9 protein-coding genes and 1 tRNA gene are annotated in these 12,120 nt (G+C 68.2%); 9 read left to right on the top strand and 1 reads right to left on the bottom strand.

Annotated elements, in window-relative coordinates:
• Positions 1-44: 44 nt before the first annotated feature.
• The 5 genes from ABE438_RS04600 (at position 45) to ppx (ending at position 6,334) form a co-directional block, all read left to right on the top strand.
• Positions 45-575 (top strand): CDP-alcohol phosphatidyltransferase family protein, encoded by a 531-nt coding sequence (locus ABE438_RS04600; protein ID WP_346501352.1) that lies wholly within the window; start codon positions 45-47, stop codon positions 573-575.
• A gap of 85 nt (positions 576-660) precedes the next feature.
• Positions 661-1,770: an AI-2E family transporter gene (locus tag ABE438_RS04595; RefSeq protein ID WP_346501351.1), complete on the top strand. Its 1,110-nt coding sequence runs from the start codon at positions 661-663 to the stop codon at positions 1,768-1,770.
• The gene (locus ABE438_RS04590) at positions 1,757-2,458 is read left to right on the top strand and encodes a P-loop NTPase family protein (RefSeq protein WP_346501350.1); all 702 of its coding nucleotides are present in this window, start codon (positions 1,757-1,759) and stop codon (positions 2,456-2,458) included. Before ABE438_RS04595 ends, ABE438_RS04590 begins: the two co-directional genes overlap by 14 nt.
• Before the next feature lie 182 nt (positions 2,459-2,640).
• Positions 2,641-4,836 (top strand): RNA degradosome polyphosphate kinase, encoded by a 2,196-nt coding sequence (locus tag ABE438_RS04585; protein ID WP_346501349.1) that lies wholly within the window; start codon positions 2,641-2,643, stop codon positions 4,834-4,836.
• The gene (gene ppx / locus ABE438_RS04580; protein ID WP_346501348.1) at positions 4,772-6,334 is read left to right on the top strand and encodes an exopolyphosphatase; all 1,563 of its coding nucleotides are present in this window, start codon (positions 4,772-4,774) and stop codon (positions 6,332-6,334) included. Before ABE438_RS04585 ends, ppx begins: the two co-directional genes overlap by 65 nt.
• Before the next feature lie 10 nt (positions 6,335-6,344).
• On the opposite strand, the gene ABE438_RS04575 is transcribed toward ppx, so the two are convergent.
• Positions 6,345-7,787, bottom strand: coding sequence for a multicopper oxidase family protein (locus ABE438_RS04575; protein WP_465248550.1), 1,443 nt, complete (start codon positions 7,785-7,787; stop codon positions 6,345-6,347).
• A gap of 169 nt (positions 7,788-7,956) precedes the next feature.
• Here ABE438_RS04575 and ABE438_RS04570 point away from each other — a divergent pair.
• The 4 genes from ABE438_RS04570 to clpX all read left to right on the top strand — a co-directional run bounded on the left by ABE438_RS04570 (position 7,957) and on the right by clpX (position 11,864).
• A tRNA-Leu gene (locus ABE438_RS04570) sits at positions 7,957-8,041 on the top strand.
• 85 nt (positions 8,042-8,126) lie between these two features.
• Entirely contained in the window at positions 8,127-9,548 is a 1,422-nt protein-coding gene (gene tig / locus ABE438_RS04565) for a trigger factor (protein ID WP_346501346.1), read from the top strand.
• A gap of 156 nt (positions 9,549-9,704) precedes the next feature.
• Complete coding sequence (locus ABE438_RS04560; RefSeq protein WP_346501469.1) at positions 9,705-10,325, top strand: ATP-dependent Clp protease proteolytic subunit; 621 nt, start codon at positions 9,705-9,707, stop codon at positions 10,323-10,325.
• 270 nt (positions 10,326-10,595) lie between these two features.
• The gene (gene clpX / locus ABE438_RS04555; RefSeq protein ID WP_346501345.1) at positions 10,596-11,864 is read left to right on the top strand and encodes an ATP-dependent Clp protease ATP-binding subunit ClpX; all 1,269 of its coding nucleotides are present in this window, start codon (positions 10,596-10,598) and stop codon (positions 11,862-11,864) included.
• The last annotated feature ends 256 nt before the right edge of the window (positions 11,865-12,120 follow it).

Raw genomic sequence — 12,120 nt, 5'->3', positions numbered from 1 at the left:
GGGTGCCTGGGCTACACTGTCGGCCCGAGGCGGAAGGAGCCGCGATGACGCTGCCCAACCTGATCACGATCGGCCGGCTCGGCCTCGTGCCGCTCGTCATCATGGCGATCGCCAGCGGGCTGTGGCAGCTCGCCTTCGTGCTGTTCGTGCTGGCCGGGCTCTCGGATGCGCTCGACGGCTTCATCGCCCGCCGCTTCGACATGCGCAGCGAGCTCGGCGGCTTCCTCGATCCCCTGGCCGACAAGGCGCTGATCGTCTCGATCTACGTCACGCTGGCGCTGGTCGGTGTGGTGCCGGTATGGCTGGTGGTGCTCATCGTCTCGCGCGACGTGATGATCGTCGCCGGCGTCATCCTGTCCTGGCTCCTGGCCAGGCCGCTGCAGATGGCCCCATTCCTGGTCAGCAAGCTCAACACCGCCGCGCAGATCGGCTTCGCCGCGCTGGTGCTCGGCCTCCGGGCGGCGGGGATCGACGGCGGCCATGTCGTCACGGCCGCCGAGCTGGTCGTGACCATCTTGACGCTCGCTTCGCTGGGGGCCTACCTCGCCTTCGGCATGCGCCATCTCGCATCGTGAGGCTTGGAACCTCGCCCATCGCTCCCTAGTTCTGGCGCAACGGGGCGCGACAGGCGGACGCAGTCGCAAGGACGGATCGGGGCAGATGAGTCTTCAGCGGCAAATGACCTTCTGGGCGCTCGCGCTCGTGATCCTGATCGTCTCGCTGCTGGTGCTGCAGGACGTGCTGCTGCCCTTCATTGCGGCCTTCGCGCTGGCCTATCTGCTGGATCCGCTGGCCGACAGGCTGGAGCGGATGGGCATGAGCCGTCTGGCGGCGACCATCGTCATCCTCTGCTTCTTCCTGCTGCTGTTCATCGCCGGGCTGGTGCTACTCGCCCCCTTGCTCAGCCAGCAATTCGCCGGGCTGGTGGCGCGGCTTCCCGCCGACGCCGCCAAGCTCCAGGCGCTGGTGATGGAGCGCGGCGCGCCGATGCTCGAGAAGCTCGGCGGCTCCAAGCTGGCCGAGGACGCGCAGAGTTCGCTCGGCACACTCGTCGCCGACGCGACCAAATGGGTCGCCGGGCTGCTGCAGTCGCTCTGGTCCGGCGGCACGGCCATCGTCGGCCTGTTCTCGCTGCTGGTCCTGACCCCGGTGATCGCCTTCTACCTGCTGATCGACTGGGACCGCATGGTGCGCACCGTCGACGGCTGGCTGCCGCTCGACCACCGCGAGACCATCCGCGGGCTGTTGCGCGAGATGGACACCTCGATCTCCGGCTTCCTGCGCGGCCAGGCGCTGGTCTGCGTCCTGCTCGGCGGCTTCTACGCCGTCGGCCTGACCCTGGCGGGCGTGAATTTCGGCGCGCTGATCGGCATCATCAGCGGCTTCCTCTCCTTCATCCCCTATGTCGGCTCGCTGACCGGGCTCGTGCTGTCGGTCGGCGTCGCCACCGTGCAGTTCTGGCCGGACTGGGTGATGCCGGCGGTGACGCTGTCGATCTTCCTCGCCGGCCAGTTCCTCGAAGGCAATATCCTGCAGCCCAAGCTGGTCGGCGATTCGATCGGCGTTCACCCGGTCTGGCTGATGTTCGCGCTGCTCGCCTTCGGCTCGCTGTTCGGCTTCGTCGGGCTGCTGCTCGCCGTTCCGCTGGCCGCGATCATCGGCGTGCTGGCGCGCTTCGCGCTGCGCCAGTATCTCCAGAGCCAGTTCTATCATGGAGGCGACGTCGCCCGTGCCGCCGCCATCCATACCCAAGACGATGTCGCCCGCTGACCTGACCGCACGCCCCCGCCAGCTTGCCTTCGACCTGCCCGTGGAAAGCCGCCACGGCGTCGAAGACTTCCTGGTCGGCCCGTCCAACGAGCAGGCCTATGCGCTGGTCGAGCGCTGGCCGGCCTGGCCCGATGCTTGGCTGCGCCTCGTCGGGCCCGAGGGCGCGGGCAAGACCCATCTCGCGGCGATCTGGGCGACGCGCTCGTATGCCTGGACCGTGCCGGCGCGCGAGATCGGCGCGGCGCAGGTGCCGCATCTGGTCTCTGGCGGGGCACTCGTCGTCGAGGATTGCGACACCGGCACGCTCGACGAGCCGGCGCTCTTCCACCTGCTCAACGCGATGAAGGCGCGCGGCGGCCATGTCCTGTTGACCGCGCGCACCCCGCCGGATCGCTGGGGGCTGACGGTTCCCGACCTGCTCTCCCGGCTGCGCCTGGCGCCGGGCGCCGAGATCGCCACGCCGGACGACGCGCTATTGCGGGCGCTTCTGGTCAAGCTCTTCGTCGACCGCCAGCTCATCGTCGACACCGGCACGATCGAGGCGCTGGCGCTCAGGATGGAGCGCTCTTTCGCCGCCGCGCGCGATCTCGTCGATGCGCTCGACCGGCTTTCGCTCGAACGCGGACGGCGCGTCACCCGCGCCATGGCGGCCGAAGTCGTCGGCAGCCTCGATCCGGCGGGCGACTGAGGACGGGCGGCGCCGCGCGCGGCTCTTGCCGAACGGCGCCGATCGTCCAGAGTGTCATCGAAGCGTCACGCGGTGATGGCTTCAAGGCCGGGCGGGCGGCCGATCGCTGCACGCGATTGTCACGAACGACAGGTAAGGGGCCCGCAGTGGCACGGACGGCGTCGAGGGCGAGAGCGAAGCAGATGGACCAGCAGATCACCCCCCCGATCGCGCCGGTGCCGGCGGCTCTCGCCATGGACGAGGCGCTGCGCCATTCGCCGCAGCGCTTCATGAACCGCGAGCTCTCCTGGCTGCAGTTCAACCGGCGCGTCATGGAGGAGGCGTCGAACCGCAATCATCCGCTGCTCGAGCAGCTGCGTTTCCTGTCGATCTCGGCGGCCAATCTCGACGAGTTCTTCATGGTGCGGGTCTCCGGCCTGCGCGAGCAGCTTAAGGCCGGTGTCGTGACCCCGAGCCAGGACGGGCTGAGCCCGGCCGAGCAGCTCGCGGCGCTCGGCGAGGCGGTGGCGGCGCTGACGCGGGACCAGCAGACCCGCTGGAGCGAGCTGAAGCAGGAGCTGCAGGCCAACCGCATCGTGCTGCTGGGGCAGGGCGATATCGACGCGCAGGATCGGGTCTGGCTCGAGGACCGCTTCCTGCACTACGTCTTCCCGGTGCTGACGCCGCTGGCGATCGACCCGGCGCATCCCTTCCCGTTCATTCCCAATCTCGGCTTCACCGTCGCGCTGGCGCTGGAGCGCATCAGCGACGGCCGGCCGCTCGACGCGCTGATCCGCGTGCCGGTGAAGATGGACCGCTTCATCGAGCTGCCGGACTTCGCCCGCGACGGCGTCCAGCGCTTCATCGTGCTGGAGGACCTGATTGCGCTGTTCATCGGCAAGCTCTTCCCCGGCTATGGGGTGAAGGGCACGGCCTCCTTCCGCATCATCCGCGACTCCGACCTCGATATCGAGGAGGAGGCGGAGGACTTGGTGCGTGTCTTCGAGACCATGCTGAAGCAGCGCCGCCGCGGCGTGGTGATCCGGCTCGAGCTGCATGCCGGCATGCCCGACCATTTGCGCAACCTGATCGTGCGCGAGCTCAAGGTCGATCCCGACGAGATCGTCACCGTCGAGGGGATGATCGGCCTCAACGAACTGTCGCAGCTGGTCGGCGTCGATCGGCCGGACCTGAAGTTCAAGCCCTACAACGCCCGCTTCCCGGAGCGGATCCGCGAGCATGGCGGCGACTGCTTCGCCGCGATCCGCCAGAAGGACCTGATCGTCCACCACCCCTATGAGAGCTTCGACGTCGTCGTGCAGTTCCTGCAGCAGGCGGCGCGCGATCCCAACGTGGTCGCGATCAAGCAGACGCTCTACCGCACCTCCTCGAACTCGCCGATCGTCCAGGCGCTGGCGGAGGCGGCCGAGGCCGGCAAGTCGGTGACCGCGCTGGTCGAGCTCAAGGCCCGCTTCGACGAGGAGGCCAATATCCGCTGGGCCCGTGACCTTGAACGGGCCGGCGTGCAGGTGGTCTACGGCTTCATCGAATTGAAGACGCACGCCAAGCTGTCGATGGTCGTGCGCCGCGAGGCCGGCCAGCTGACGACCTATTGCCATGTCGCGACCGGCAACTACCATCCGATCACGGCGCGAATCTACACCGACGTCTCCTTCTTCACCGCCGACCCGGTGATGGCGCAGGACGTGGCGCGGATCTTCAACTTCATCACCGGCTATGCCGAGCCGGCCGAGCTGGAGCGGATGGCGGTCTCGCCGGTCAACCTCAAGAAGCGGCTGCTCGACGACATCGCCGAGGAGATCGCCCATGCCAGGGCCGGCCGCAAGGGCGCGATCTGGGGCAAGTGCAACTCGCTGGTCGATCCCGAGATCATCGACGCGCTCTACGACGCCAGCCAGGCCGGCGTGCAGGTCGATTTCGTGGTGCGCGGCATCTGCTGCCTGCGGCCGGGCGTGCCCGGCCTCTCGGAGAACATCCGGGTCAAGTCGATCGTCGGGCGCTTCCTCGAGCACACCCGCGTCTACGCCTTCGGCGCCGGCCACGGCCTGCCGTCGGCCAAGGCCAAGCTCTACATTTCCTCGGCCGATCTGATGCCGCGCAATCTCGACCGGCGCGTCGAGGCGCTGACCCCGATCCTCAACACCACGGTGCACCAGCAGCTGCTCGAGCAGATCATGTTGGCGAACTTTCTCGACAACGAACAGAGCTGGACCATCTTGCCGGATGGCGGTTCGCGCCGCATTGTCCCGCCATCGGCCGACGAGTCGTTCAACGCCCACAAGTATTTCATGACGAACCCGAGTCTGTCCGGCCGTGGAAAGTCCCTCTCGAGCTCGAGTCCCCGCAGCCTCTCCCGCCGGAGCGGAAAGAAGGCGTGAGGCCGCCAATGGGCGGCTGAGCCTCGACGAGACCATCGCGATCATCGACATCGGATCGAACTCGGTCCGCCTCGTCGTCTACGAGAACCTCTCGCGCGCTCCGGCCCAGGTCTTCAACGAGAAGGAGATGGCCGGGCTCGGCCGCGGCGTCGCCACGACAGGCATGCTGGCGCCCGACGCGGTCGAGAAGGCTCTGGCCGCGCTCGTGCGCTTCCGCATCCTCTGCGAGGCGATGCATGTCGGCCGGCCGCGCGTGATCGCCACCGCCGCCGCCCGCTATGCCGAGAACGGTCCCGACTTCATCGCACGCGCCGAGGCGGCCGTCGGCCAGCCGATCGAGGTGATCTCCGGCGATCGCGAGGCCTATCTCTCGGCGCTCGGCATCGTCTCGGGCTTCGACCGGCCGCGCGGCGTGGTCGGCGATCTCGGCGGCGGCTCGCTCGAACTGGTCGGTGTCGACGATGACGGGATCGGGGAGGGCGTCAGCCTGGCGCTCGGCGGGCTGGCGCTGATGGACCGGGCCAAGAATTCGATCAAGGCGGCCGAGAAGATCGTCCGGGGCGATCTCGGCACGCTGCCGCAGCTCGCCGCAATGCGCGGCCGCGACTTCTTCGCGGTCGGCGGCACATGGCGCGCGCTGGCGACGTTGCACCAGCGCCAGACCGGCTATCCGCTCAACGTCATGCACGGCTACACCATCCCCGCCCGCGAGGCGAAGGAGTTCGTGCGCGTCGTGGAGCGCGCCGACAGCACCATGCTGGAGGCGGTCGAGGAGGTCTCGTCCGCCCGCCGGCCGCTGCTCTCCTATGGCGCGCTGGTGCTCGACCAGATCATCAAGCGCGGCCGGCCGCGCAATATCGTGATCTCCGCCCATGGCGTGCGCGAGGGGCTGCTGTTCGGCGAGCTTCCCGAAGCCGAGCGCGAGCAGGACGCGCTGCTGCGCGGCGCCCAGGACTACAACCAGCTGCGGGCGCGCGAGCCGCGCCATGCCGCCGACCTGATCGCCTGGACCGACCGGATCGTGGCCAGCGCCCATCCGAACGACGATCCGGCGCTGGACCGGCTGCAACAGGCGGCCTGCCTGCTTTCGGATATCGGCTGGCGAGCCCATCCCGATTATCGCGGCGAGCAGACGCTCAACGTCATCGCCCATGCCTCGCTGATCGGGATCGACCATCCCGGCCGCGCCTTCCTCGCGCTGACCGCCTTCCATCGCTATGCCGGCTTGAAAGCCACGGCCGTCTCGGCCGACGGGCTGCGCCGGCTGCTGGCGCCGCGCCTGCTGGAGCGGGTGCAGCTGCTGGCCGCGATCTTCCGCGTCGCCTACCTGATCTCGGCCGGCATGCCCGGCATCCTGCCGCGCGTGCCCGTTTCCTGCGAGGACGACCGGCTGGTGATGCGCCTGCCGGAGGAACTGCGCTCGCTGGCGAGCGACCGCGTCGCCGGCCGGCTGAAGCAGCTCGCGCGCCTCCTCGGCCGCAGCGTCGAGATCGCCTGAGCCGCTGCGCTCAGGTGACCTCGAACCAGGTCCACATGCCGAGGTCGAAGCGCTCCAGGATCGTCGACGAGATCAGCCAGCGCCCGGGATTGTCGGCGATGAAGGCGATGTGCAGCCGCTTGCCGTCCGGGATCTGCACCGTATCGAGGAAATAGGGCTCCCAGCCGTCATCGAGCGGGTGCAGCAGCCTGACGCTGTGGCCGTGCACATGCAGCGGCTGCATGAAGTCGGTGCGGTTGGTGACGGCGAGCACCAGCGGCGTGCCGCGCTTGACGCTGAGCAGCGGCTTGTCGCCGGCGGCACCGACCTTGCCGTTGATCGCCCAGGGGCGCTTCGGATCGACGGCGCCGAGGTCGAGCCTGTTGTCGGCGCCGATCCTGGCGCCGCCCTCGATCACGATATCGGCGCGGCGGGCATCCTGAAGCCGAACCGCGGCGGGCAGAGCGGGATTCGGCGCCAGGGCGACGAGCGCCTCGCGCTTGGCCAGCGGCTTGCCCTCGCAGACGAAGCGCACCAGCGGCAGGCCGGCGCCGATCAGCGCCATGAGGCTGGCGCTGGCGCCCTCCTGCTCCGGCAATTCGACGATCACGTCGTAGCGGGTGCCCGGCGCGAAGGGCAATTGCGCCCGCACCGGCTCGAACGTGTCGGTCGGCTGGCTGTCGACCGCCACGACATGGGCTGTGAGGCCGTCGAATCGCAGCCGCATGATCCGGGCATTGCACGCATTGGCGAGCCGCAGCCGCACGCGCGAGCCCGGGCGCAGCTTGATCTGGTGCGGCGGCGCGGCGCCGTTCACCGTCAGCCAGCTGCCGAGGCGCCCGCCGCCTGCGCCCTGCGGCGCGCTTGCATCGAAGGCAGCGATCGCGCCACCGTCGTCGAGCAGCCAGTCCTGCACCAGCACCGGCAGGTCGAGATCGACCACGGGCGGGGTCTCCTCCTCGACGACGAGCAGGCCGGCGAGCCCGCGCCCGGCCGGCTCCGACGATCCGCCGAGCAGCAGCGGCCGGTAAAGGATCGTGCCGGAATCGGGCGGGGTCAGCCGGTAGTCGAAGCGTGCGCCGGGCGCGACCGGCTCCTGCGTCATCCCGCCGACGCCGTCCATGGCATTGTCGCCGCGCAGGCCGTGCCAATGCAGGGAAAGCGGCCGCTCGGTCTTGTTGACGAGGCCAAGCGTGACGCTCTCGCCGCGCCTGAGGCGCAGCGGCGGGGCGGCCGCGCCGCCGTCGAAGGTCCAGATTGCCGTCTCCTGCGACGGCCGCAACCGCTGGCGGGCAGGGGCGGCGACCAGCTCGCGCGGTGGCGCGGGCGTCCGCGCGGGTGCGGCTGCGTCGGTTTCGGCACGCGCCTGCGCGAAGGCGGGCAGGGGGAGCGCCGTCACGGCGGCGAGCCCGGCCAGCGCCTGGCGGCGATTCGGACGGGGGGCGGATGGCGGTGCGAAAGGGGCGCGGGTCATCGTCACAGGACATAGCCCGGCGCGATCCGGCTGGCGAGAGTGGCGCTCAGCCCGGCCAGCTTCGCAGAATCGTCGCATTTTTTTGCTGCATGACGCGTCCGAAATGCGTATAGCACCGCGGCCCAACGATGGCGGCGTCGCGTTTGCTCGCGCGCGGCGTATCGGGCCGGCGGGCGTGGCGGAACTGGTAGACGCAGCGGATTTAGGTTCCGCCGGCGCAAGTCGTGGGGGTTCGAGTCCCTCCGCCCGCACCAGGATTCGGAATTTCGCGAGCGCGGCGGCGGTCACCCGGCGTCGCGCTCTGGACATTGAAGTAACGAGCTGTTGGCGGATCAGACAATGAACGTGACCGAAACCCTGTCGCAGGGCCTCAAGCGCGAATTTCAGGTGGTGCTGAACGCCGCCGACCTCAAGTCGAGGCTCGACGGCGAGCTGCAGAACCTGCAGGGCAAGGCGCGCATCAACGGCTTCCGCCCCGGCAAGGTCCCGGTCGGCCATCTGCGCCGGCTCTATGGCCGCTCGGTTATGGCCGACGTCGTCCAGAACGCCGTCAACGAGGCCAACCAGAAGATCGTCGCCGACAAGGGGCTGAAGCTCGCGCTCGAGCCGCAGGTCCGCTTCCCGGAGGACCAGGCTTCGATCGAGGCCGCGATGGAGGCCAAGGGCGACCTCGCCTTCACCGTCGCGCTCGAGGTGCTGCCGCAGATCGAGATCGCCGACCTGTCGGACGTCTCGCTGGTCAAGCCGGTCGCCGAGGTTCCGGACGCCGACATCGATGCCTCGCTGGAGCGCATGGCCGGCCAGAACCGCAACTTCTCGGCGAAGGCCGAAGGCGCCGCCGCAGAGAAGGGCGACCGCCTGATGATCTCCTTCGTCGGCACGCTCGAGGGCAAGCCCTTCGACGGCGGCACCGGCAGCGGCATTCCGCTCGAGCTCGGCTCGGGCCAGTTCATCCCGGGCTTCGAGGAGCAGCTCGAGGGCGCCAAGGCCGGTGAGAAGCGCACCGTCAAGGTGAGCTTCCCGGAGAACTACGGCGCTGCCCATCTCGCCGGCAAGCCGGCCGAGTTCGAGGTCACGGTCGACGAGGTCCAGGCTCCGGGCGAGCTCAAGATCGACGACGAGCTGGCCAAGGGCTTCGGCATGGAGTCGCTCGACGCGCTCAGGACCGCCGTGCGCGAGCAGCTCGGCCGCGAGCTCGCCGCCCAGTCGCGCCGCAAGGTCAAGAAGAGCCTGCTCGACGCCCTCGACGGCAAGTACAGCTTCGAGCTGCCGCCCTCGCTGGTCGAGCAGGAGTTCTCGGCCGTGTGGAGCCAGGTCGAGGCCGACATGAAGAACGCCGGCAAGACCTTCGCCGACGAGGACACCACCGAGGACGAGGCTCGCGCCGAGTACCGCAAGATCGCCGAGCGCCGCGTGCGCCTGGGCCTCGTGCTCGCCGAGATCGGCGAGCAGGCCAAGGTCCAGATCGCCGACGACGAAGTCACGCAGGCCCTGATCGAGCGCGCCCGCCAGTTCCCGGGCCAGGAGAAGGAAGTCTGGGAGTTCTATCGCAAGAACCCGCAGGCGCTGGCCGAGATCCGCGCGCCGATCTTCGAGGAGAAGGTCGTCGACCACCTGTTGGGCCAGGTGAAGATCGAGGACAAGACCGTCTCCCGCGAGGAGCTCTACGCCGACGAGGACGCGGAGACCGAGGAGAAGGCCAAGCCCGCCAAGGCCAAGAAGGCGAAGAAGGCCGCCGCGGCCGACGACGCCTCGGCCTGACACCGCTCCACGGAAACCATGTTTCCGGATCAGGCGCCGTTCCGCTTCGGCGGGGCGGCGCTTCCCTTTTCAGCCGCAGCCGGCATGCTTATGTGGGGCTCGGCGCCGGTCTCCGGCTGATTCTCCGTACAGCGTTCTTTTCGAGGGCAGGCCATGATGCGCGATCCTATCGAGACCTATAACAATCTCGTCCCGATGGTGGTCGAGCAGTCGAGCCGCGGCGAGCGCGCCTTCGACATCTATTCACGCCTGCTGCGCGAGCGAATCATCTTCCTCACGGGCCCGGTCGAGGACTATTCCGCCTCGCTGATCGTGGCGCAGCTGCTGTTCCTCGAAGCCGAGAACCCGAAGAAGGAAATCTCCTTCTACATCAACTCGCCGGGCGGCGTGGTCACCTCCGGCCTTTCGATCTACGACACGATGCAGTTCATTCGCTGCCCGGTCACCACTCTGTGCATCGGCCAGGCCGCCTCGATGGGCTCGCTGCTGCTGACGGCCGGCGCCAAGGACATGCGCTTCGCCCTGCCGAACGCGCGCATCATGGTCCATCAGCCCTCCGGCGGCTTCCAGGGCCAGGTCACCGACATCCTGATCCACGCCAAGGAGGTCGAGAGCCTGAAGCGGCGCCTGAACGAGATCTACGTGAAGCACACGGGCCGTTCCTACGAGGACATCCACACCGCCCTCGAGCGCGACAACTTCATGACCGCCGAGCAGGCCCGCGATTTCGGCCTGATCGACAAGGTCATCGAGACGCGTCCGGAGGACCCGGCCTGAGGCCGGACGGCACGCGCAGGGCGGCGCGGGATTGCGCGTCGCCGGCGAGCCTCCATATTGCCTATCGAAGGGCCTCATGTTTGCATGAGCCGGACGCAAGGGCGCGACAGACGTTCCAGGATTCGCATAGCGGATCAGGTCCGTCGCAATCTGTGACATGGCGACGCGTTAACCTGATCATCGTGATCTGAGTGCCTATTATGACGGGTAGACGACATCGGGCCGCCGTTTTTAGGTGGCTGGATCCGTCTCCCGAGATGGAGATCGACAATGAGCAAGGTCAGCGGCGGCGATTCGAAGAGCACGCTCTACTGCTCCTTCTGCGGCAAGAGCCAGCACGAGGTCCGCAAGCTGATTGCGGGCCCGACGGTGTTCATCTGCGATGAATGCGTCGAGCTGTGCATGGACATCATCCGCGAGGAATCGAAGTCCGCGCTGGTGAAGTCGAAGGACGGCGTGCCAACTCCGAAGGAGATCCGCAAGGTCCTCGACGACTACGTCATCGGCCAGGAGCACGCCAAGAAGGTGCTCTCGGTGGCGGTCCACAACCACTACAAGCGCCTCAGCCACGCGACGAAGCACAACGACGTCGAGCTGGCGAAGTCGAACATCCTGCTGATCGGCCCGACCGGCTCGGGCAAGACGCTGTTGGCGCAGACGCTGGCGCGCATTCTCGACGTGCCGTTCACCATGGCCGACGCGACGACGCTGACGGAAGCGGGCTATGTCGGCGAGGATGTCGAGAACATCATCCTCAAGCTGCTCCAGGCCTCCGACTACAATGTCGAGCGCGCCCAGCGCGGCATCGTCTACATCGACGAGATCGACAAGATCAGCCGAAAGTCCGATAATCCCTCGATCACCCGCGACGTCTCGGGCGAGGGCGTGCAGCAGGCGCTGCTGAAGATCATGGAAGGCACCGTCGCCTCCGTGCCGCCGCAGGGCGGGCGCAAGCATCCGCAGCAGGAGTTCCTCCAGGTCGACACCACCAACATCCTGTTCATCTGCGGCGGCGCCTTCGCCGGCCTGGACAAGATCATCTCGGGCCGCGGCAAGGGCACCTCGATCGGCTTCGGCGCGACCGTGCAGTCCCCGGACGACCGCCGCACCGGCGCGATCTTCCGCGAGGTGGAGCCCGAGGACCTGCTGAAGTTCGGCCTGATTCCGGAATTCGTCGGCCGTCTGCCGGTTCTGGCGACGCTCGAGGATCTCGACGAGGCGGCGCTCAAGACCATCCTGACCGAGCCGAAGAACGCGCTGGTGAAGCAGTACCAGCGCCTGTTCGAGATGGAGGATACCGAGCTGACCTTCACCGACGAGGCGGTCAGCCTGATCGCGCGTAAGGCCATCGAGCGCAAGACCGGCGCCCGCGGACTGCGCTCGATCATGGAGGGCATCCTGCTCGAGACCATGTACGAGCTGCCGGGCCTCGAAGGCGTCGAGCAGGTGGTTATCGGGCCGGAGAATGTCGAGACCAAGTCGCGACCGCTCTTCATCTACGCCGACCGCGAGGAAGAGGCGAAGTCCGCCTCCGCCTGACAGGTCTCGTCCGCGACCATTGCAAACGCGCGCCCCATGGCGCGCGTTTTGCTTTGTGACGGTGCGAGGCGGGTGGATGCGTGATTTCGGGCCGTTTCATCGGGCCGCCCTGCGGCCGGTTGGGGATGTGTGGCGGCCCGGCGGGACCTTCGCTTGAAAGCGGAGGGACAAGTCTCCACCTTATCCTCACTTGCGGGAGTCGCGTGCCTATCGAGGGCGCGATTCGCAGGGGCGCCCGGCGCGAATGGTCGCGTTG

Origin of the sequence: Allobosea sp. TWI1241, from assembly GCF_039673065.1 — a bacterium.
In the GTDB taxonomy this organism is placed as follows: domain Bacteria; phylum Pseudomonadota; class Alphaproteobacteria; order Rhizobiales; family Beijerinckiaceae; genus Allobosea.
The sequence above is the reverse complement of the archived record's forward strand: the minus strand, read 5'-3'. Positions and strand labels throughout refer to the sequence as shown.